The organism is Pseudomonas sp. WS 5503, from assembly GCF_012985385.1.
Lineage (GTDB): Bacteria > Pseudomonadota > Gammaproteobacteria > Pseudomonadales > Pseudomonadaceae > Aquipseudomonas > Aquipseudomonas paracarnis.
Genome location: NZ_JAAQWI010000003.1, coordinates 546,557 through 568,008, shown reverse-complemented (window position 1 = coordinate 568,008; position 21,452 = coordinate 546,557). Strand labels below are relative to the sequence as shown.

The following is a 21,452-nucleotide window of genomic DNA, read 5'->3' as shown; positions in this document are numbered from 1 at the left end:
TAAATTCAGGCGCTTATCTCTTGCCGTCGGTTGAAACCCCGCATGCGCCTGAAGCTGCTGACCAATCTCAATACCCTTCTGCTGGTGGCTGTGTGCCTGGCCCTCGGGGCGACACTGTGGTGGTCGCAACGGGCGCTGGAGCGTCCGTACTTGTTGATGGAGCGCTACCTCGGGTTGTCCCAGGTCTTTCAAAACCAGGCTGCCCGTAACATCGAGGACTACTTAGCCAGCGGCGATGCCCTGCGCCTGAGCAGTGCAACCCAGAGCCTGGAAAGCCTGCAGCTTCAGCTGGGCGAACTGCCGCCCGACTTGGCGCAAAACCTGCGCCCCAGCCTCATGGACCTGGAGACTTTCAGCAAGACCGACCTGTTGGCCGCCGGTAAATTGGCTGGCGACCCGCAAGCCCTGTTGCTGCAAGCCGAGCGTGAACTGGGCGCGAACCTGGAACAATTGAGCCAGTACGCCAGCGGTGTCAATTCCGCGGAGGCTGCGCATTATATGTCGCCATTGCTCGCAGCCTCACAGCACCTGGGCAAACTGTCCCTGGCCCGCGACAAGCTAGTCAGCAGCGGGCGCGCCGAGTTGGCCGCGGATGTCGAGCGGGAAGTGACCAACCTGCGCACTCAGGCCGACCTGCTTGCGCAGCTGCCCTTATTGGGAATAAAGGCCAGCGCTGAATCCCACACCGATGATTTTTCCGCGTTGATGGGCCTGGAAAATACCGAAAAAACCGAAGCCCAGGACACCGGCGTCGACCTCAAGCGCGAACTCAACAGCCTGTTGACCCGCTACCCCGCCGAACTCCAACGCACCCGTGAACAGATCCAGCAACGCGCCGATCTCGCCGCCAGCACCCACCTTAAAATCACCAACGTACAACAGGCCATCGCCGGCCTGGAACCCGTGGTGCGCGCGCAACACGCGAAGATTCAGGGTGAAGTGCGTGTGATGCAGGGGGTGATGATTGGTCTGATCCTGCTGATCGCATTGCTGATCGATACCCTGCAACGCCGCCTGGCGCGCGTGCTGACCAACCTGGCACCCGCCTTGTCGACCTGGGCCGAAGGCGACTTCAGCCAACCGATTGCCCTGGGCAAGACCAACCGTGAACTGCACGATATCGAGGCCTCCCTTAACCGCCTGCGCGCCTACCTGGTGGATCTGGTCGGCACCATCCGTGGCAATGCCGAAGAAGTGGCAGGCAGCAGCCGCGCCCTGGCCGAACTGAGCAGCGGCCTGCACGACGGCGCCGAGCGCCAGGCCGGCGACACCGCGCAAATCCGTGATTCCCTGGGCGAACTGGAAGCCACCATCCAGCAAGTCGCCGGGGATGCCAGCCAGGCCGCCGGGGCCAGTCGCAGTGCGGGCCATGCGGTAGAGCAAGGCCAGCGTGTGATCGGCCTGAGCCTCACCGGGCTGCATGCGCTGGTAGGCGAAGTGCAGCAAAACGCGCAGATGATCGAGAAACTTGCCGAAGAGTCCGCCACCATCGGCGGCGTGCTCACGGTGATTCGCTCGATTGCCGACCAGACCAACCTGCTGGCGCTCAACGCCGCTATCGAAGCCGCCCGCGCCGGTGAAGCCGGACGTGGTTTCGCCGTGGTAGCCGACGAAGTGCGCTCCCTGGCCCAGCGTACTGCCGGCGCCACCGCCGAAATCCAGGGCCTGATCGCCGGCCTGCAAAGCGCCGCGCACCAGTCGGTAGAAGGCATGCGCGCCCAGGTCGAACACGCCGAAGCCACCGCCCAGCAGGCCCAGGCGGCGGATGGCGCGCTGGATGAAATCGTCGGGGCGATCCAGACCATCTCGGATACCGCCGTACGCATTGCCGATGTGACCGCGCAGCAGAGTGGCGCCGTGAGCGAGATACGCGACAACAGTGAGCGGATTCATCAATTGGGTGAGGATAATTTGCTGCGTATTGGCCAGGGCCGGAGCCAGGGCGAGCACCTGCTGGTACTGGGCGGGCAACTGACTACCGCCGTGCAAGCCTTCCGCGTCTAACCCGATCCGGCCCTCTATGAAGACCGCAATGTGGCTGATCGTTCCCACGCTCCGCGTGGGAATGTCGCCCCAGACGCTCCGCGTCCCGCTTTAAAGCCGTGACGCAGAGCGTCACTGGATGCGTGCCCACGAGGAGCGTGGGTGCGATCAGCTCCCACACTGACCAAATGCCGTCTCCCAGTCACAAATTTTGCGCAATCCTCGCTAATCGTGCCGGCTACTGCATAGAACTGGACAGTCACAAAGGCTTTGCGGCATAGTCGCCGGGTTCTGACGCACCCACACCAATAACAAGGAACAGCCAATGGCGACCTTACTGGTTCTTCACGGACCCAACCTGAACCTGCTTGGCACCCGCGAACCGGGCGTCTACGGGGCAGTGACCCTGGACCAGATCAACCTCGACCTGGAAAAGCGGGCCCGTGAAGCCGGCCACCATTTGCTCTACCTGCAAAGCAATGCCGAGTATGAATTGATTGATCGCATCCATGCCGCGCGCGGCGAAGGCGTGGACTTTATTCTGATCAATCCCGCCGCTTTTACGCACACAAGCGTTGCATTACGTGACGCGCTGCTGGCGGTGAGCATCCCATTCATCGAAGTGCATTTATCGAACGTGCACAAACGCGAAGCTTTCCGCCATCACTCTTACTTCTCCGACGTAGCGGTAGGAGTGATCTGCGGCCTTGGCGCCAGCGGTTACCGACTGGCCCTGGAGGCCGCCCTGGAACACACTGAAGAACAGGCTAAACGCCCCTGACCGACCCTTGGGAGTTGATGATTCATGGATATCCGTAAAGTTAAGAAACTGATCGAACTGCTGGAAGAATCCGGTATCGACGAGCTGGAAATCAAGGAAGGCGAAGAGTCCGTACGGATCAGCCGTCACAGCAAGACCCCGGCCCAACAGTTCTACGCGCCACAGATGCAAGCACCGGCTCCAGCCGCTGCAGCTCCGGCTGCCGCACCTGCCGCCGCCGCTGCACCTGCCGCCCCAGCCGCTCCTGCGCTGAACGGCTTCGTGGTCAAGTCGCCAATGGTCGGTACTTTCTACCGCACCCCGGCACCGACCTCGCCAGCCTTCGTTGAAGTGGGCAAGACCGTGAAAGTGGGCGACACCATCTGCATCGTTGAAGCGATGAAGATGATGAACCACATCACCGCGGAAAAAGCCGGCGTCATTGAATCCATCCTGGTAGAAAACGGTCAGCCGGTTGAGTACGACCAGCCGCTGTTCACCATCGTTTGAACCGCGGAGCGCCTTCGATGTTGAAACCTGCGAAGAAACTGCAAAAAGTCCTGATCGCCAACCGCGGCGAGATCGCGCTGCGTATCCTGCGCGCCTGTAAGGAAGAGGGCATCAAGACCGTCGCTGTTTACTCGACGGCCGATACCGAATTGATGCACGTGAAACTGGCGGACGAAAGCATCTGCATCGGCCCGCCACTGGCCACGAACTCGTACCTGAAAGTCTCGAATATCATCGCCGCGGCAGAAGTGACCGGCGCCGATGGCATCCACCCGGGCTACGGCTTCCTCGCGGAAAACGCCGACTTCGCCGAACAAGTGGAAAAATCGGGGTTTGCCTTCATCGGCCCGAAAGCCGAAACCATTCGCCTGATGGGCGACAAGGTCTCGGCCAAGGACGCCATGATCGCGGCCGGTGTGCCAACCGTTCCAGGCTCCGACGGCCCACTGCCTGAAGACGAGGAAACCGCTCTGCGCATTGGTCGCGAAGTCGGCTACCCGGTGATCATCAAGGCCGCCGGTGGCGGTGGTGGTCGCGGCATGCGCGTGGTGCACAAGGAAGAAGACCTGATCGAAGCCGCCAAGCAGACCCGCTCCGAAGCGGGCGCCTGGTTCGGCAACCCGATGGTCTACCTGGAGAAGTACCTGACCAACCCACGTCACGTGGAAGTCCAGGTACTGTCCGATGGCCAGGGCCACGCTATCCACCTGGGCGACCGCGATTGCTCGCTGCAACGTCGCCACCAGAAAGTCCTGGAAGAAGCTCCGGCTCCGGGCCTGGATGAAAAGGCGCGTCAGGAAGTCCTGGCACGCTGCGTCAAGGCGTGCATCGACATCAATTACCGTGGCGCCGGTACCTTCGAGTTCCTCTACGAAAACGGCCGCTTCTACTTCATCGAGATGAACACTCGTGTGCAGGTAGAGCACCCGGTATCGGAGATGGTCACCGGTATCGACATCGTCAAGGAAATGCTGAGCATCGCAGCCGGTAACGTGCTGTCCTTCACCCAGGACGACGTGAAGATGCACGGCCACTCCCTGGAGTGCCGCATCAACGCCGAAGACCCGAAAACCTTTATCCCAAGCCCTGGCCTGGTCAAGCATTTCCACGCGCCCGGCGGCAACGGCGTACGTGTGGATTCGCACCTGTACAGCGGCTACAAGGTTCCGTCCAACTACGACTCGCTGATCGGCAAGCTGATCACCTGGGGTGCCACTCGCGACGAGGCCATGGCCCGTATGCGCAACGCCCTGGACGAAATCGTGGTCGACGGCATCAAGACCAACATCCCGCTGCATCGGGATCTGGTTCGTGATGAAGGCTTCTGCGAAGGTGGTGTGAACATTCACTACCTGGAACACAAGCTGGCCAACCAGTAAGTGCTCCACCCAACAAAGCCGCCTTCGGGCGGTTTTGTTGTTTATGGGCCACCGACCCCTGATCGTTCCCACGCTCGGCGTGGGAACGCCTCTTGTGGCGCTCCGCGCCACGCCTTAACAACGGGACGCGGAGCGTCCGAGGCGGCATTCCCACGCCGAGCGCGGGAACGATCGTCGGCGCAGTCGTCTTCTGGCTTGCTCTCGCGTAAACTTGCGCGCTTTCGCGGCCTGCCCGCCGCACATTCATTTTTTTCAAAGGTGCCCGCCATGCCTTGGCTGCAAGTCCGTCTCGCCATCAGCCCAGAACAAGCCGAAACCTACGAAGACGCGTTCCTCGAAGTGGGCGCCGTGTCGGTGACCTTCATGGACGCCGAAGACCAGCCGATTTTCGAGCCGGAACTCAACACCACGCCGCTGTGGTCCCACACCCACTTGCTGGCCCTGTTCGAAGACGGCACCGACGCCGCTGCCGTGCTGGCCCATATGGAACTGCTCACCGGCAGCCCGCTGCCCGAGCATCACAGCGAAGTCATCGAAGACCAGGACTGGGAACGCAGCTGGATGGATAACTTCCAGCCCATGCGTTTCGGCCAGCGCCTGTGGATCGTGCCAAGCTGGCACGCCGCGCCCGAGCCAGACGCCGTCAACCTGCTGCTGGACCCGGGCCTTGCGTTCGGTACCGGCACGCACCCGACCACCGCCCTGTGCCTGGAATGGCTGGACGGCCAGGACCTGACCGACAGCAACGTACTGGACTTTGGTTGCGGCTCGGGGATCCTGGCCATCGCCGCCCTGCTGTTGGGCGCCAAGGAGGCCGTGGGCACCGATATCGACGTGCAGGCCCTGGAAGCCTCCCGCGATAACGCCGGGCGCAACAACATTGCCGAAGGCAAATTCCCACTCTACCTGCCTGAGGACCTGCCCCAGGTTCAGGCCGATGTGCTGGTGGCCAATATCCTCGCCGGGCCACTGGTGTCGCTGGCGCCGCAACTGTCGAGCCTGGTCAAGCCGGGCGGGCGCCTGGCGCTGTCGGGCATCCTCGCCGAGCAAGGTGAAGACGTGGCTGCGGCCTACGCCAAAGACTTCGAGCTGGACCCGATCGCCAACCGTGATGGCTGGGTACGCATCAGCGGTCGTCGGCGCTAGAATGAGCGCTTGCCTGAATCGGATGGCCGCATGACCGACAGTTTCGTCACCCAGTGCCCACATTGCCAATCGCGCTTTCGCGTCAACCACGCTCAATTGAGCGTGGCCCGCGGCGTGGTGCGTTGCGGCTCGTGCCTCCAAGTGTTCAACGCCGCTCGCCAGTTGCTGGAGCAACGTGCCCAGGCGTCTGCGCCGGAACCTGAAGCGCCGACAACCCCCGAACCGATTGGCGAAGCACCTCCCGAGCCACCACGGGCCATCAGCCAGAAACAGTGGACGGCCGAAGAGCTGGACCTGGATAACCTGGACAAGGAACTGGCCAAGCTGGAACGTCGCGAGATCCAACATACCCAGGCCTTGGGTGCGGAACGTCGCCAGCCAGGTGCCGACCGCCGGCAAAAGGAAGAGTCCTTCAGCGCCAGCCGCGATACGGTCAAGGCCGAGGAAGAAAAGTGGGCGGCCAGCCTGTTCAGTGAGCCACCCCAAGAGCGCGCCCAGGCACCAGAAGAAGAGCCCGAGCCGGTTAAGGCACCTGCGTCCAAACAGCGCACCGAACCGTCCATGTCGGCCCACGTCGACGAACTCGATGACGAACCAGCTCTGCACGCCACTACCGTGGATGACGACCTCGACCCGCCGCTGACACCCACCCGCGACGAGCACGATGAGCCTGAACCCGAAGACCGCGCACAGCCGCGCCGCAAGCGCGCGCGAACGGAGGCTGGTGTACACGACGAGTTACTCCAGGACCTGGAAGACGACCCCCTGCACCTCTATGCGCAGAAGCGTCCGTCAAGCTGGGGTCGCCGTCTGGTCTGGATATTGTTGGTGGTACTCGCCGCTGCCGGTCTGGCCGGCCAGTACATCGCCTACCAATTCGACGACCTGGCCCGCCAGGACGCCTACCGTCCCTGGTTCCAGGCGTTATGCCCGAAACTGGGGTGCACCGTGCCATCGCGGGTCGACATTACCCACATAAAGAGCAGCAATCTGGTGGTGCGCAGCCACCCCGAATTCGCCGGGGCGCTGGTGGTCGATGCCATCATCTATAACCGTGCGACCTTCTCTCAGCCCTTCCCGCTGCTGGAGTTGCGCTTTGCGGACTTGAACGGCAGCCTGATTGCCAGTCGTCGCTTCAAGCCCGCCGAATACCTCAGCGGCGAGTTGGCTGGCGTCAGCGAAATGCCCTCGCAGACGCCTATCCACATCTCCCTGGACATTCTTGATCCGGGCAATAGAGCCGTGAACTACAGCCTGAGCTTCCACTCGCCCGAGTAAAACGGCGTACCCACCGAGGTTTGACGGCGGATTATTGACTTGACCGCCGTCAACCAAACCGATGGCGATAAAAAAGTAACTGTTCAGATTTTATCCAATTCAGCCTTTAACCAGTCATCGAGAGCGGGTATCATGCCAACCCTTTTTCGAACTCTAATGATCCGGCCCCACAACAGGGAAGTCCTATGTCGGCGGTACGCATCGGCCCATACACATTGCAAAACGGCTTGATCCTCGCCCCGATGGCGGGTGTCACCGACCAGCCCTTTCGTCAGCTGTGCAAGCGTTTGGGCGCGGGTCTAGTAGTCTCTGAAATGGTTACCAGCGACATGAGTCTGTGGAACACCCGCAAGTCGCGGATGCGCATGATCCACGAAGGTGATCCCGAGCCACGCTCGGTGCAGATCGCCGGGGGCGATGCGCAGATGCTGGCGGATGCCGCACGGGCCAATGTGGAGCTGGGTGCACAGATCATCGACATCAACATGGGCTGCCCGGCCAAGAAGGTTTGCAACAAGGCCGCCGGTTCCGCACTGTTGAAAGATGAGCAGTTGGTCGCCGAGATCCTGCAGGCCGTTGTTGGCGCAGTGGATGTACCGGTGACCCTTAAGATTCGTACCGGTTGGGACCGGGACAACAAGAATGGCCTGACGGTGGCGAAGATCGCTGAACAGGCAGGCATTACAGCGCTGGCGGTGCATGGCCGTACCCGCGCCGACCTTTATACCGGTGAAGCCGAGTACGACACCATTGCCGCGATCAAGCAGGCCGTGTCGATGCCCGTCTTTGCCAATGGCGACATCGACAGTGCCGAGAAAGCCCGGCGCGTGCTGCACGCGACCGGTGCCGATGGCTTGTTGATTGGCCGGGCCGCCCAGGGGCGGCCGTGGATTTTTCGTGAAATCGAGCATTTCCTGCGTACCGGTGAAGTCTTGCCGGCACCAGAGTTGGTCGAGGTGGAACGTATTCTGCTAGAGCATCTGGCCGCCCTGCACGCCTTTTATGGGGACGTGATGGGAGTACGCATTGCTCGCAAGCATGTCGGCTGGTATCTCGCCACCTTGCCGGGCGCCAAGGAATTCCGCGCTCAGTTCAATCGTTTGGATGAAACGCAGGCACAGGTCGCCACCGTTCGTGAGTTCTTCGCCGGACGCGACAAGAGCCTGGGAACAGGGGATGGAGAAGGGGTGGCCGCATGACGATGATGACCGAGACTTTAGTGAGTGGAACAACACCCGTGAGCGACAATGTCAATTTGAAACAGCACCTCAACACGCCGAGCGAAGAAGGCCAGACCCTTCGCGGGAGTGTCGAGAAGGCGCTGCACAATTATTTCGCCCACCTTGAGGGCGCTTCCGTCACGGATGTGTACAACCTGGTGCTCTCCGAAGTCGAGGCGCCCTTGCTCGAAAGCGTGATGAACTACGTCAAGGGCAACCAGACCAAAGCCAGTGAGCTGCTGGGCCTCAACCGTGGCACCTTGCGCAAAAAGCTCAAGCAGTACGATTTGCTGTAAGCATTCAATCAAACCAGAAAGGCGCCCGCGTAAAACCGGTCGCCTTTTTTGCTGACTTCCTTTGCTTTTGATGGAAATTGAGATGACCGACCAGACCACCCGCCTGCCGATCCGCCGTGCCTTGATCAGTGTTTCCGACAAGACCGGGATCCTCGAATTTGCCCGGGAGCTGGAAGCCCTGGGTGTGGAAATCCTCTCCACGGGCGGGACCTTCAAACTGCTGCAGGACAACGGCGTGGCCGCAGTAGAAGTCGCGGACTACACCGGTTTCGCAGAAATGATGGACGGTCGCGTCAAGACCCTGCACCCGAAAATTCACGGCGGCATCCTCGGCCGTCGCGGCATCGACGACGCCATCATGACCGAGCACGGCATCAAGCCGATCGACCTGGTGGCCGTTAACCTCTACCCGTTCGAAGCCACCATCAACAAGCCAGGCTGCGACCTGCCGACCGCCATCGAAAACATCGATATCGGCGGCCCGACCATGGTGCGCTCGGCGGCCAAGAACCATAAGGACGTGGCCATCGTGGTCAATGCCAGCGACTACGCCAACGTCCTGGAAAACCTCAAGGCCGGTGGCCTGACCTACGCCCAGCGCTTCGACCTGATGCTCAAGGCGTTCGAACACACCGCCGCCTATGACGGCATGATCGCCAACTACATGGGCACCGTGAACCAAGCGGCTGACACCCTGAGCACAGAAGGTCGCAGCCAGTTCCCGCGCACCTTCAACAGCCAGTTCATCAAGGCCCAGGAAATGCGCTACGGTGAGAACCCGCACCAGAGTGCGGCGTTCTACGTGGAAGCCAAGCCGGCCGAAGTGGGCATCGCCACCGCTACTCAACTGCAAGGCAAAGAACTCTCCTACAACAACGTGGCCGACACTGACGCCGCGCTGGAATGCGTAAAGAGCTTCGTCAAGCCGGCCTGCGTGATCGTCAAGCACGCCAACCCGTGCGGCGTGGCCGTCAGCCCGGACGCTGAAGGCGGTATCCGCCAGGCGTACGAACTGGCCTACGCCACCGACACCGAATCCGCATTCGGCGGCATCATTGCCTTCAACCGCGAACTGGATGCCGAGACCGCCAAGGCCATCGTCGAGCGTCAGTTCGTCGAAGTGATCATCGCCCCAAGCGTCAGCGAAGAAGCCCGCGCCATCGTCGCCGCCAAAGCCAACGTGCGCCTGCTGGCCTGTGGCGAGTGGTCGGCAGACCGCGCCGCGGCCTGGGACTACAAGCGCGTCAATGGCGGCCTGCTGGTACAGAGCCGCGACATCGGCATGATCGGCAGCGACGACCTGAAAGTCGTGACCAAGCGCGCGCCGACCGAGCAAGAGATCAACGACCTGATCTTCGCCTGGAAAGTGGCCAAATACGTCAAGTCCAACGCCATCGTCTACGCCAAGAACCGCCAGACCATCGGTGTCGGCGCTGGTCAGATGAGCCGCGTGAACTCGGCACGTATCGCCGCGATCAAGGCTGAACATGCCGGTTTGCAGGTGGTGGGCTCGGTGATGGCTTCCGATGCGTTCTTCCCGTTCCGTGACGGCCTGGACAACGCCGCGAAAGCAGGCGTGACCGCCGTGATCCAACCAGGCGGTTCGATGCGTGATGCAGAAGTCATCGCCGCTGCTGATGAAGCTGGCATTGCGATGGTCTTCACCGGCATGCGCCACTTCCGCCACTGATTGATCGTTCCCACGCTCCGCGTGGGAACGCAGCCAGGGACGCTCCGCGTCCCTCGGACGCAGAGCGTCCGTAGAGGCATTCCCACGCAGAGCGTGGGAACGATCATCCTAACGAGGTTTTTGAAATGAATGTTTTGATCATTGGCAGCGGTGGCCGTGAACACGCCCTGGCCTGGAAAGTAGCCCAGGACCCACGCGTGCAGAAAGTCTTCGTTGCTCCCGGCAACGCCGGCACCGCCATCGAAGCCAAGTGTGAAAACGTCGCCATCGACGTGCTGGCCCTGGAGCAGTTGGCGGATTTTGCCGAGAAGAATGTTTCCCTGACCATCGTCGGCCCGGAAGTGCCACTGGTAGCAGGCGTCGTCGATCTGTTCCGCAGCCGTGGCCTGGATTGCTTTGGCCCTACCGCTGGCGCCGCCCAGCTGGAAGGCTCGAAAGCCTTTACCAAGGACTTCCTGGCTCGCCACAAGATCCCGACGGCCGACTACCAGAACTTCACCGAGATCGAACCGGCCCTGGCTTACCTGCGTGAGAAAGGCGCACCGATCGTGATCAAGGCCGATGGCCTGGCTGCCGGCAAAGGCGTGATCGTCGCCATGACCCTGCAGGAAGCCGAAGACGCCGTGCGCGACATGCTCGCCGGCAATGCCTTTGGTGACGCCGGTTCACGCGTAGTCATCGAGGAGTTCCTCGACGGCGAGGAAGCCAGTTTTATCGTGATGGTCGACGGCAAGAACGTATTGCCGATGGCCACCAGCCAGGACCACAAGCGCGTCGGCAACGGCGACAGTGGCCCGAACACCGGCGGCATGGGTGCCTACTCCCCGGCGCCCGTTGTCACCGCCGACGTCCACCAGCGCGTCATGGACCTGGTAATCTGGCCAACCGTGCGCGGCATGGCGGATGAAGGCAACGTGTACACCGGTTTCCTCTATGCCGGCCTGATGATCGACAAAGCCGGTAACCCCAAAGTCATCGAGTTCAACTGCCGCTTCGGCGATCCGGAAACCCAACCGGTGATGCTGCGCCTGCAATCGAGCATGGTGCTGCTGGTGGAAGCCGCCCTCGCCCAGGCCCTGGACAAGGTCGAAGCGCAGTGGGACCCACGTCCTAGCGTTGGGATTGTGCTGGCGGCCGGTGGCTACCCTGCCGACTACGCCAAGGGCGATGTGATCGAAGGCCTCGACGCCGCCGCTGCGCTGGAAGGCAAGGTGTTCCATGCAGGCACCGCGCTCAAGGACGGCAAAGTTGTAACCGCCGGTGGCCGCGTGTTGTGCGCCACCGCGATGGGTGCCAGTGTCGATGCCGCGCAACAACAGGCATACAAACTGGCGGCGAAAATCGACTGGAAGGGCTGCTTCTACCGCACCGACATTGGCTACCGTGCCATTGCCCGCGAACGCGGTGAGAACAACTGAGCAGCTACACTTGCAGTAGCTATCCGTTCGGTTAGGTAAGGGCCTTTGGCCCTTGCCGTACCCTGTTGCCCCGCGCATAGTTAACCCGTGCATCCACCTACCGAAGGGATTTCGCCGTGCGCTGGCTCAGGATCGCCATAGGTTTCACAATCAGTCTGCTGACCCTGCTCTGCTTGCTACCGGCCCAGGCCGCTGCGCAAGGCAGTGGCTGGGCAGTATTGCTTGATGAACAGGCCGACCTGCAACTGAGCGATATCCGTTCCGCCCGCTATACCAATCAATTCAGCCCCATCGAACTGGACCGGATCACCGCCGCGCAGCCGGACGGTGCGTTGTGGGTGCGTTTCAGGTTGCAGCCCGGCAAGCACGAACAAGTGCTGCGGGTGTTCGCCCCGGACCTCTCCAGCCTGAGCCTGTATGTGCTGGACGGCGACACCCTGGTGGAGCAACAAACCACCGGCACACGCCAACCCCAGGCTGAGCGCTCGTTGCCCAGCAGTGACTTCATGCTGCCGATGCCTCAGAGCCAACGGCCACTGGAGGTATACCTGCGCCTGGTCTCGGAACACGAGCTGCGCCCTTACATCACCCTGGAACCAGCGGTGCTGGCCGCCGCCAACCAGAACCAGACGCTGATCTACGGCCTGCTGTTCGGCGTGCTGTCGATGCTGATCCTGCACAACCTCACGCGCTTCGCCTACCACCGCTCGCGCAGCAGCCTGTGGCTGGCCGCGTGCGAGTTCCTGTTGATGCTCAGCCTGGCGCTGTTGCTCAACCTGGTGGGGCCATGGCTGCCGAACTGGCACGCAATCCAGACCCCGGGGGCCTACCTGGCCCTGCTGCTGACCGCACCCTGTGGGCTGATGTTCGCCTACCGCTTCTTCATGCCCCTGGGCCCGCACCCGCTGAACAAAGTGTTGATGGCCGACATCCTGCTGATCATCCTGTGCGGCCTGCTCCTGTTGTTCGTCAACACCTTGCCGCTGAACATCATCACCTATGCCCTGGTCGCGCTGGCGGGCCTGAGCATGCTGTTTGTCTCGGCCTATCACTGGCAAAAAGGCTACCGCCCGGCGCGCTTGTTCGTGGCGGCCATGGTGGTGTTCAACATCGGCACGCTGATCATCCTGCCCGCACTGCTCGGCCTTACCCTGGTGGCGCCACAGGGGCTGATCGTCACCCTCTTGAGCTTTATCTGCCTCAGTGGCCTGCTGATGAGCCTGGCCCTCGGCGAGCGCCAGCGCGCCATTGTCGAAACCCGTTTCAGCCTGAGCCGCGACCTGGCGGCCAGCAATGCCGAAATCGCCGCCAAAGCCGAGTTCCTGGCGAAGATCAGCCACGAAATCCGCACGCCCATGAACGGTGTGCTGGGCATGACCGAGTTGCTGCTGGGCACGCCGTTGTCGGTGAAGCAACGCGACTATGTGCAGACCATCCACAGCGCCGGTAATGAGTTGCTCACCCTGATCAACGAGATTCTCGACATTTCCAAGCTCGAATCCGGGCAGATCGAACTCGATGATGTGCAGTTCGATCTCAATGCATTGATCGACGACTGCCTGAGCATCTTCCGCGCCAAGGCCGAGCAACAGAATGTCGAGCTGATCAGCTTTATCCAGCCCCAGGTGCCACGGGTGATCAGCGGTGACCCGACGCGACTGCGCCAGGCTTTACTGAGCCTTCTGGAAAACGCCCTGCACAAAACCGATGAAGGTGAAGTGCTGATCGTTGTCGCCCTGGATGAGCGCAGCACCAAGCCACGCCTGCGCATTGCCGTGCAAGACAGCGGCGTGCCCATGGAAGCTGCCGAACGCGACGCCCTGTTGCACAGCGAACTGCACAGCAAGAACTTCCTTTCGGCGACGCGCTTGAGCGGCCACTTGGGCTTGGTCATCGCACGCCAGCTGATCTTGTTGATGAACGGCGAGTTCGGCGTCAAGAGTGGGAGCCACCAGGGCAGTACCCTGTGGCTGACCCTGCCGCTGGACCCGGAACGCCTGGAACACCCGACCAGCGACCTCGACGGCCCGCTCAAGGACGCCCGCGTGCTGGTGGTGGACGACAACGACACCTGCCGCAAAGTCCTGGTGCAACAATGCACGGCCTGGGGCCTGAACGTCAGCGCCGTGCCTTCGGGCAAGGAGGCCCTGGCGCTGCTGCGCACCAAGGCGCACCTGCGTGATTATTTCGACGTGGTACTGCTGGACCAGAACATGCCCGGCATGACCGGCATGCAACTGGCGGCGAAAATCAAGGAAGACCCGAGCCTGAACCACGACATCCTGCTGATCATGCTCACCGGAATCAGTAACGCACCGAGCAAGATCATTGCGCGCAACTGCGGGATCAAGCGCATCCTCGCCAAACCGGTGGCTGGCTACACCCTCAAGACCACCCTGGCCGATGAACTGGCCCAGCGCAGCAAAGGCGCCCCCGTGGCACGCCCGGCCCCCAGCGCACCGGCAGCCATGACCGTGCCCAGCGATTTCCGCATCCTGGTAGCCGAAGACAACAGCATTTCCACCAAAGTGATTCGCGGCATGCTCGGCAAGCTCAATCTCGACCCGGACACCGCCAGCAACGGCGAAGAAGCGCTGCAAGCGATGAAAGCCCAGCGCTATGACCTGGTATTGATGGACTGCGAAATGCCGATTCTCGATGGCTTCTCCGCCACACAGCAACTGCGGGCATGGGAAGTCAGCCACCAACGCGTGCGCACGCCAGTGGTGGCGCTCACCGCGCATATCCTGTCGGAACACAAAGAACGCGCACGCCAGGCAGGCATGGACGGGCATATGGCCAAGCCGGTGGAACTGTCGCAGTTGCGCGAGCTGGTGGACTACTGGGTCGCGCAGCGCCAACAGCGCCCTGAGCACAGCACCCTTTCCTGATGATCGTTCCCACGCTCCGCGTGGGAATGCCGCCCGGGACGCTCCGCGTCCTGCTTGAACGCGACGCAGAGCGTCACTGGATGCATTCCCACGCAGAGCGTGGGAACGATCACACGGGCGTATGGCCAAGCCGGTGGAACTGTCGCAGATGCGCGAGCTGGTGGACTACTGGGTGGCGCAGCGCCAACAGCGCCCTGAGCACAGCACCCTTTCCGGATGATCGTTCCCACGCTCCGCGTGGGAATGCCGCCCGGGACGCTCCGCGTCCTGCTTGAACGCGACGCAGAGCGTCACTGGATGCATTCCCACGCAGAGCGTGGGAACGATCACACCCACCGCTATCGCAGGCAAGCCAGCTCCCACATTTGATCTGTGTCGGATAGACTCCTCCACACTTTCCCCGCCCGCGAGCCGCCCCCATGGTCCATGTGTTATTCAGCGTTCTGATGATCGTTCCCACGCTCCGCGTGGGAACGCTGCCCGGGACGCTCCGCGTCCTGCTTGAACGCGACGCAGAGCGTCACTGAATGCATTCCCACACAGAGCGTGGGAATGATCAGCCAGCCTTGATGGCTTCACCGCCACGCAGCAACTGCGGGCATGGGAAGTCAGGCAGGCATGGACGGGCGTATAGCCAAGCCGGTGGACTGTCGCAGATGCGCGAGCTGGTGGACTACTGGGTGGCGCAGCGCCAACAGCGCCCTGAGCACAGCCCCCTTTCCTGATGATCGTTCCCACGCTCCGCGTGGGAATGCCGCCCGGGACGCTTCGCGTCCTGCTTGAACGCGACGCAGAGCGTCACTGGATGTATTCCCACGCAGAGCGTGGGAACGATCACACCCACCGCTATCGCAGGCAAGCCAGCTCCCACATTTGATCTGTGTCGGATAGACTCCTCCACACTTTCCCCGCCCGCGAGCCGCCCTCATGCTCCATGTGTTATTCAGCGTTTACCTGAAGATGCTGGTGCTCTACAGCCCGTTCTTTGTGCTGTCCTGCTTTATCAGCCTGACCCGTGGCTATTCCAGCAAGGAGCGTCGGCGCCTGGCGTGGAAAGTTGCACTGGCCACCCTGGTATCGAGCGTGCTGCTCTACCTGTTTGGACGGGTGATTTTCAGTGTGTTCGGCATTACCGTCGACGCGTTCCGTATCGGCGCCGGCAGCGTGTTGTTTATCTCCGCCCTGGGCATGGCCCAGGGCAAGTCGGCGGTACAGACCGACAACGTGCAGCAGGACGTGACCATCGTGCCGCTGACCATCCCCCTCACCGTCGGCCCCGGCACCATCGGCGCCTTGCTGGTGATGGGCGTCAGCCAACCACACTGGGACGACAAGCTTACCGCCATCCTCAGTATTGCCCTGGCCAGCCTGACGGTGGGCGTGGTGCTGTACCTGTCCAACCGTATCGAACGCATTCTCGGCGACCAGGGCTTGCAGATTGTCAGCCGGTTGATGGGCCTGTTCGTCTGCGCCCTGGCCGCGCAAATCATTTTTACCGGGGTACGCGGCTACCTGGTGCCCTAGATCCGGTATTTGGCGATAGCCATTTCCACTTTGTCACCGGCGCTTTCGCGCATCAGTTGGATGGTTTTCTCGTTGACCATAGAGGTATTGAGCACCAGGCAAGTCTGCCCGCTGAAGGCCTCGAACGAGGAGCTATCCCACTCCAGGAAGGGCAGGCCCACCTGTTTATCCACACCATGGGTGCTGTAGGTCACCAGCACCATGATCAACTCGCCGTCTGTTTCAGCGCAGGAGGCCAGGCCGAAATCGCCGCCCTCATGCACCGCGCAATTGCGCTTGAACAGCTCGAAAGACGCTGGCTGACGCTTCAATGCATCCAGCGCATCGGCGGCCAGCTTTGGCAAGGCGCTAAGCAGTGGCCCGAACAGCGCCGTCGACGTCAGCATCGAGGCGATGATATTCAGCGCCGCCAGTTGCACCGTCAGGCCCTTGCCCGCACGCGAGACCCGTTCAAAGCGACTGCGCAGCGGCAGCCACCCCAGGCTGACCATCACCTTGATAAATTCCTCGTACCACGCCTCGCTGCCCCGCTGGACCTTCAGCACATCGCTCACATAACTGCTGGCCAGCAGATAGCTTTTGCGTACGTATTCGCGATTCAACGCCGACAAGCCTTCGGCAAATGAAATCACCCCGTTGTTGACCACGGCCGCATTGCAATCATCGTCGCTATCCAGCGCGCAAGCGGCCTGCCTGGCAGGTGCGCCCGGCAATTTGTAGGCGGCAATCAACTTGCGCCTTTTTTTACTGTTGATCCTTCTGTGACGTCGCTCCATTTTCTGTTCTCCACAAGCACCCCACATGGGGCTTGCTTCCACCCTAGTCCAGGGAGCAGCGGGGTTTCCATGCGATAAACATCCCTTGGACTGCCCCGCCTAAAACCCGCGTCCAGCAATGACAAGGCGCGGCGGGCAGGCGTGCGGTTTTCATCGCAGAAAAAAGAAAAAGCCCCGAACAACGCCAGGGGAATCCCTGGGTTATCCGGAGCTTTCCGGCAGCCAACGGGGCTGTTTTCAGGAGCTGGGTTTGTCGCCATACCAACGTGGTGTGTACACCCACTCGCCGCCACCCGCGCGCGGGAACACACAGGTGGTGGATGAACCGATCAGCACCATGGTGCGCATGTCCACCTGCTCGGGCGTCAGTTGCCCCAAGGTAGTGATGCGCAGCGTCTGGCCTGGACGACCGATGTCACGGCCCAGCACCACCGGCGTCTGCGGCGTGCGATGCAGCGCGACGATCTCCAGGGCGCGTCCCAGTTGCCAAGGCCGCGACCTGGAGATCGGGTTGTAGAACGCCAAGGCCAGGTCGGCCTGGGAAGCCAGGTCCAGGCGTTTTTCGATGATCGCCCAGGGCTTGAGATTATCCGACAGCGACATCACACAGAAGTCATGCCCCAGCGGCGCGCCCGCCTGGGCAGCGGTGGCCAGCGAAGCGGAAACCCCCGGCAGGATTTCCAGGTCGACCTGATGCCAGGCCGGCTCGCTGGACTCGTGCAGCGCCTCGATCACCGCCGCGGCCATGGCGAATACACCCGGGTCACCAGAGGACACCACCACCACCGAGCGGCCTTGCGCGGCTAGCTCGAAGGCGTGGCGGGCGCGCTGCATTTCTTCGCGGTTGTCAGTGCAGTGTTGCACTTGGTCGTCCCGGAACGGCCCGGCCATGCGCACGTAGGTTTCATACCCCAGCACATCGGTGCAACGCGCCAGTTCCGCCTTCACCGCCGGCACCATCAATTCAGCAGCGCCGGGGCCCAGGCCAATCACCGCCAGACGCCCGCGGGGGCGCCCAACCTGTGACAGATCCAAGGGCTGCTCGGCCACGGTGATACTGATGTCCGCAACGGGTTCCAGTACGGCAAAACGCAGCGGTACGCCCAACGCTGACGCGGCTTCATGCAAGGACGCGTCAGCCATCTGCAGGTCGCTGGCCAGCAGGCAGGCCAGGGATTGCACGGCCACGCCCGCCTCCTGCAACGCCGAGCGCACACGCTCGGCCAACTGCACACCCGGCCGACAGGTGACGTAGACATTCTGCGGGTAAATCAGCAACTCGTTGGCTGCCGGTGTGCGCTCGGCACTGCCCACATGAATCGCCAGGCGCGCCTGTTGATCCTGAGGCAGGTTAGCGTCCTCCAGCCATGGCGCCGCGCCTTCAATGCGCACGCTTTCGCCGGCCAGAAGGTCGCAGACAAAGCGTTTGCCCAGTTCGATGTCGGCCAGTTGATAGCCCGCCGGCGGGTTGAGCAGGCAGGTGCCAAAACGCAACTCGCCGCTGGTGGTGATGGCGGCGGACACGCCGAGCGCTGCCGCAATATCGCGCGCCATGAGGTTTACGCCCCCCAGGCCACCGAGCAACGGCACCACAGCGCTGCCGTCTTCAGCCACGGCCAGCACGGCGGGTTCTTCGCCCTTTTCCAGCAGCAACGGTGCCAGGGTGCGAATCACAATGCCCGCGGCGCACAGGGCAATCAGTGGCGTGCCCTGCTGATAGAGCTGACGCAAGGTCGCGCCGAATTCGCTGTAGGTACGGTCTGCCCCCTCAACCCGTGTGGCCAAACCGTGGATCAACGCGCCGGGGTAAACCTGCTGGAGCCTGCGCGCAGTCGCCAGGCTGCCTTGGCCCAGAATCACAATCGCCGGGGTCATCAACCTTGCCACCTTTCACCGGGCACGATGATCAGCGAGAAATACGGCGACGACATCGGCTCCACCTGATCCAGCGGCACGATCTTCTGGTTGGCCATGGTCGCGCGTTCCACGTACAACGCCCGCTCGGCCAGACCCAACTCTTCCAACACCTGGCGCACTTTCGGGAAGTTGCGCCCCAGCTTCATGATCACTGCGGCATCGGCATCCGCCAGGCGGCGCTTGAGATCCTCATGGGGCAATACGCCCGAGAGCACCGACAAGCTCTGGTTGCGATACACCAACGGCGCGCCGAGTACCGAGGCACCACCGAGCATCGAGCACACACCTGGAATCACCTGGGCCTCGTAGCGCTCGGCCAGGCGGTCATGCAGGTACATGTAGGAGCCGTAGAAAAACGGGTCACCTTCGCAGATCACCGCCACGTCGCGGCCCGCGTCCAGGTGCGCGGCCACGTCGAGGCTGGCATTGTCGTAGAAGTCGCTGATCACCTGCTCGTAGGACAGCGGCGCCGGCAGCACTTCGGTGGTCACCGGGTACACCAGCGGCATCAGGGTCTGTTGCGGCACCAGGTGGTCCTCGATGATGCCGAAGGCGTTGCCCTTCTTGCCTTTGGCCACGAAGTACGCCACCACCGGCGATTCACGCAGCAGGCGCAGGGCTTTGAGGGTAATCAGTTCCGGGTCACCGGGGCCGACGCCCAGGCCGATCAAACGTCCGCGCACCTGCATTATTCGACCTCCGTGGCCAGGGCATTGACGGCGGCGGCAGCCATGGCGCTGCCGCCCAGGCGACCTTGCATGATCACGAACGGCACCCCACGACTATCAGCAGCGAGCATGGCCTTGGATTCGGCGGCGCCGACAAAGCCCACCGGGAAACCCAGGATCAACGCCGGCTTCGGCGCACCGGCATCGAGCATTTCCAACAGGTAGAACAACGCGGTCGGCGCGTTGCCGATCACCACCACACTGCCTTCCAGGTGCGGGCGCCACAGTTCAAGGGCGGCGGCCGAACGGGTGTTGCCCAACTCCCGCGCCAGCTCCGGCACGCTGTCGTCGCGCAGGGTGCAGATCACTGGGTTATTGGCTGGCAGGCGTGCGCGGGTCACGCCTTCGGAGACCATCCGCGCATCGCACAGAATCGGCGCGCCAGCGGCCAACGCGTCACGCCCGGCCTTGCCGGCCCCTTCGGAGAATTGCAGGCCGTCGATGGCTTCGACCATGCCGCACGCATGAATCACCCGCACCGCGAGTTTTTCCAAATCAGCCGGGATGCGGTCCAACTTGGCTTCCGCGCGAATAATGGCGAAGGAGTTGCGATAGATCTCCTGACCGTCGCGGATGTAATCAATCATCGATGTTGCTCCGTGGACGAGCGCGCAACAGGGCGCCCGCCGCTTCAATGGAAAGAGTGCGCGCGTGCAGCCGGCCAAAACCAGGCTGGGCTGCATCGCGAAAATAGAGGTCGTAGTGGCCGGGGCTCACCGCCAGCAAGGTGACTGGCGCGGTGTGCGCGGCAGCACAGGAGCGCGGGCAGCCGGACAGATGCACCTCAACGCCCGGTTGCAGAGCGGCCAGTTGCACGGCGTCGGCCTTGGTGTCGGCCAGGCCTTTTGCGCAGCCGCTGGAACCGGTGCAGGCAATCATGCGCGCCAGCGGGTGGCCGAGCGAGCAGATAAAGCCCAGTTGCGCCAGGCGCTCGGTCACGGCGTGAGGCTTTTCGACGTTGGGCACCAGCACGCCTTGCCAAGGGGTGAAGCGCAAGGTGCCGTCCCCATAGTCACTGGCCAGTTGTGCGGCGCCCTTGAGCATTGCCGGGGCCAGGCGACCCAAGGGCGCGAGGGCGGCGACGTAGAACTGATTCTTTTGCACTTGTGGATAAGTGCCCACCTGGAGCGACGCGTCGCTGGGCGGGCGTGTGAAGCCGTCGGCTGGCAGCAACGGCAAGCGCAAATGGTTCAGCACGTTATCCACCGGCAAATGGCGCATGCGCGTTTGCTCTGGGGTGGCGAGGTCCAGAAAGGCTTCCAGCACTGCCACTACCAACTCAAGGCCTTGGCCCAATGGCACGGCGGCCAGGGGCGCATCCAGGCCCGGACAGCCGGCCAGGCCGAACGCGAGCAGGGTTTCGCCATGGCGTACGAAGGCCGACAACCACAGGTCGTGGTGATGCTCGAGCATCGCCAGGTCTTCGCCGCCATCGAGTTGCACCGCGAACTTGGCCGACAGTTCATGGAAACGCGGATGGTTCTCCAGGGTGGCGAGGATCTGCGCGGCCAGTGGGCGGGTGTCGAACAGCATCTGCGGGTCAATGCCGGCGCTGGGGCTGAGCATCAGGTTGCGCACGTCGTCACCGCCCGCGTTGCTGGGGCCCAGGCCCGCCGCCAGTAGTCGGGCGATCAACGCCTCCTGCTCGGCGCCGATGCCGCGGATCTGCAGGTTGGCGCGGTTGGTCGCCTCAATCACCCCGCCCGCATACGCCTGGGCCGCGTCCGCCAAGGCGTGGGCCTGGGCGGCAGTGATCGCGCCGCCCGCCAATTTGACTCGGCAAATGCCACCGTCCAACGCCTGGACAATACGCAGCAACCCCGGACAAGCCGAGGGGCGCAAGGTATTCACAGCGGGCGTTGGGTTCACGGGGCTACCGGTTGACGGGTAAAGGCGCGGTATTATGCCTGCTTTGTCCGGCGGCATGAAAAGCCTG

At 62.5% G+C, this 21,452-nt stretch carries 17 protein-coding genes; 12 read left to right on the top strand and 5 right to left on the bottom strand.

The window, feature by feature from the left end:
- The first annotated feature begins 42 nt into the window (after positions 1 to 42).
- The 12 genes from HBO10_RS11575 (at position 43) to HBO10_RS11520 (ending at position 16,095) form a co-directional block, all read left to right on the top strand.
- Positions 43 to 2,004, top strand: coding sequence for a methyl-accepting chemotaxis protein (locus HBO10_RS11575; protein ID WP_034126419.1), 1,962 nt, complete (start codon positions 43 to 45; stop codon positions 2,002 to 2,004).
- A gap of 304 nt (positions 2,005 to 2,308) precedes the next feature.
- A complete protein-coding gene (gene aroQ, locus HBO10_RS11570) occupies positions 2,309 to 2,764 on the top strand; it encodes a type II 3-dehydroquinate dehydratase (RefSeq protein WP_169921993.1) in 456 nt (151 codons plus the stop codon).
- Between the two features lie 24 nt (positions 2,765 to 2,788).
- The gene (gene accB / locus HBO10_RS11565) at positions 2,789 to 3,253 is read left to right on the top strand and encodes an acetyl-CoA carboxylase biotin carboxyl carrier protein (protein ID WP_003188191.1); all 465 of its coding nucleotides are present in this window, start codon (positions 2,789 to 2,791) and stop codon (positions 3,251 to 3,253) included.
- A gap of 17 nt (positions 3,254 to 3,270) precedes the next feature.
- A complete protein-coding gene (gene accC, locus HBO10_RS11560) occupies positions 3,271 to 4,632 on the top strand; it encodes an acetyl-CoA carboxylase biotin carboxylase subunit (protein WP_003188188.1) in 1,362 nt (453 codons plus the stop codon).
- A 267-nt stretch (positions 4,633 to 4,899) separates the two neighbouring features.
- Entirely contained in the window at positions 4,900 to 5,778 is an 879-nt protein-coding gene (gene prmA / locus HBO10_RS11555) for a 50S ribosomal protein L11 methyltransferase (protein ID WP_034126418.1), read from the top strand.
- A 30-nt stretch (positions 5,779 to 5,808) separates the two neighbouring features.
- On the top strand, positions 5,809 to 7,056 hold the full coding sequence (locus HBO10_RS11550) for a DUF3426 domain-containing protein (RefSeq protein ID WP_034126417.1): 1,248 nt from the start codon (positions 5,809 to 5,811) through the stop codon (positions 7,054 to 7,056).
- Positions 7,057 to 7,241: 185 nt separating this feature from the next.
- Positions 7,242 to 8,255 (top strand): tRNA dihydrouridine synthase DusB, encoded by a 1,014-nt coding sequence (dusB, locus tag HBO10_RS11545; RefSeq protein ID WP_034126416.1) that lies wholly within the window; start codon positions 7,242 to 7,244, stop codon positions 8,253 to 8,255.
- Positions 8,252 to 8,572, top strand: coding sequence for a DNA-binding transcriptional regulator Fis (fis, locus tag HBO10_RS11540; RefSeq protein WP_002555375.1), 321 nt, complete (start codon positions 8,252 to 8,254; stop codon positions 8,570 to 8,572). The genes dusB and fis overlap by 4 nt, the downstream gene beginning before the upstream one ends.
- Positions 8,573 to 8,654: 82 nt before the next feature.
- Entirely contained in the window at positions 8,655 to 10,262 is a 1,608-nt protein-coding gene (purH, locus tag HBO10_RS11535; RefSeq protein ID WP_034126415.1) for a bifunctional phosphoribosylaminoimidazolecarboxamide formyltransferase/IMP cyclohydrolase, read from the top strand.
- A 125-nt stretch (positions 10,263 to 10,387) separates the two neighbouring features.
- Positions 10,388 to 11,680: a phosphoribosylamine--glycine ligase gene (gene purD, locus HBO10_RS11530; RefSeq protein ID WP_034126414.1), complete on the top strand. Its 1,293-nt coding sequence runs from the start codon at positions 10,388 to 10,390 to the stop codon at positions 11,678 to 11,680.
- A gap of 116 nt (positions 11,681 to 11,796) precedes the next feature.
- Positions 11,797 to 14,571: a hybrid sensor histidine kinase/response regulator gene (locus HBO10_RS11525; RefSeq protein ID WP_034126413.1), complete on the top strand. Its 2,775-nt coding sequence runs from the start codon at positions 11,797 to 11,799 to the stop codon at positions 14,569 to 14,571.
- A 927-nt stretch (positions 14,572 to 15,498) separates the two neighbouring features.
- Positions 15,499 to 16,095: a MarC family protein gene (locus tag HBO10_RS11520; RefSeq protein WP_003171467.1), complete on the top strand. Its 597-nt coding sequence runs from the start codon at positions 15,499 to 15,501 to the stop codon at positions 16,093 to 16,095.
- Here the strand turns inward: HBO10_RS11520 and HBO10_RS11515 are convergent.
- The 5 genes from HBO10_RS11515 to cobG all read right to left on the bottom strand — a co-directional run bounded on the left by HBO10_RS11515 (position 16,092) and on the right by cobG (position 21,442).
- Positions 16,092 to 16,871, bottom strand: coding sequence for a hypothetical protein (locus HBO10_RS11515; protein WP_034126412.1), 780 nt, complete (start codon positions 16,869 to 16,871; stop codon positions 16,092 to 16,094). The genes HBO10_RS11520 and HBO10_RS11515 overlap by 4 nt on opposite strands.
- 237 nt (positions 16,872 to 17,108) lie before the next feature.
- On the bottom strand, positions 17,109 to 18,746 hold the full coding sequence (cobJ, locus tag HBO10_RS11510; protein WP_034126411.1) for a precorrin-3B C(17)-methyltransferase: 1,638 nt from the start codon (positions 18,744 to 18,746) through the stop codon (positions 17,109 to 17,111).
- The gene (locus HBO10_RS11505) at positions 18,746 to 19,477 is read right to left on the bottom strand and encodes a precorrin-2 C(20)-methyltransferase (protein WP_003188163.1); all 732 of its coding nucleotides are present in this window, start codon (positions 19,475 to 19,477) and stop codon (positions 18,746 to 18,748) included. Before HBO10_RS11505 ends, cobJ begins: the two co-directional genes overlap by 1 nt.
- Positions 19,477 to 20,103, bottom strand: coding sequence for a precorrin-8X methylmutase (locus HBO10_RS11500; RefSeq protein WP_034126410.1), 627 nt, complete (start codon positions 20,101 to 20,103; stop codon positions 19,477 to 19,479). The genes HBO10_RS11505 and HBO10_RS11500 overlap by 1 nt, the downstream gene beginning before the upstream one ends.
- A complete protein-coding gene (gene cobG / locus HBO10_RS11495; RefSeq protein WP_034126409.1) occupies positions 20,096 to 21,442 on the bottom strand; it encodes a precorrin-3B synthase in 1,347 nt (448 codons plus the stop codon). The genes HBO10_RS11500 and cobG overlap by 8 nt, the downstream gene beginning before the upstream one ends.
- Positions 21,443 to 21,452 lie beyond the last annotated feature (10 nt).

Coding starts and splice junctions, on each gene's coding strand:
- HBO10_RS11575 (WP_034126419.1), top strand. CDS start 43: ATGCGCCTGAAGCTGCTGACCAATCTCAATACCCTTCTGCTGGTGGCT.
- aroQ (WP_169921993.1), top strand. CDS start 2,309: ATGGCGACCTTACTGGTTCTTCACGGACCCAACCTGAACCTGCTTGGC.
- accB (WP_003188191.1), top strand. CDS start 2,789: ATGGATATCCGTAAAGTTAAGAAACTGATCGAACTGCTGGAAGAATCC.
- accC (WP_003188188.1), top strand. CDS start 3,271: ATGTTGAAACCTGCGAAGAAACTGCAAAAAGTCCTGATCGCCAACCGC.
- prmA (WP_034126418.1), top strand. CDS start 4,900: ATGCCTTGGCTGCAAGTCCGTCTCGCCATCAGCCCAGAACAAGCCGAA.
- HBO10_RS11550 (WP_034126417.1), top strand. CDS start 5,809: ATGACCGACAGTTTCGTCACCCAGTGCCCACATTGCCAATCGCGCTTT.
- dusB (WP_034126416.1), top strand. CDS start 7,242: ATGTCGGCGGTACGCATCGGCCCATACACATTGCAAAACGGCTTGATC.
- fis (WP_002555375.1), top strand. CDS start 8,252: ATGACGATGATGACCGAGACTTTAGTGAGTGGAACAACACCCGTGAGC.
- purH (WP_034126415.1), top strand. CDS start 8,655: ATGACCGACCAGACCACCCGCCTGCCGATCCGCCGTGCCTTGATCAGT.
- purD (WP_034126414.1), top strand. CDS start 10,388: ATGAATGTTTTGATCATTGGCAGCGGTGGCCGTGAACACGCCCTGGCC.
- HBO10_RS11520 (WP_003171467.1), top strand. CDS start 15,499: ATGCTCCATGTGTTATTCAGCGTTTACCTGAAGATGCTGGTGCTCTAC.
- HBO10_RS11515 (WP_034126412.1), bottom strand. CDS start 16,871: ATGGAGCGACGTCACAGAAGGATCAACAGTAAAAAAAGGCGCAAGTTG.
- cobJ (WP_034126411.1), bottom strand. CDS start 18,746: ATGACCCCGGCGATTGTGATTCTGGGCCAAGGCAGCCTGGCGACTGCG.
- HBO10_RS11505 (WP_003188163.1), bottom strand. CDS start 19,477: ATGCAGGTGCGCGGACGTTTGATCGGCCTGGGCGTCGGCCCCGGTGAC.
- HBO10_RS11500 (WP_034126410.1), bottom strand. CDS start 20,103: ATGATTGATTACATCCGCGACGGTCAGGAGATCTATCGCAACTCCTTC.
- cobG (WP_034126409.1), bottom strand. CDS start 21,442: ATGCCGCCGGACAAAGCAGGCATAATACCGCGCCTTTACCCGTCAACC.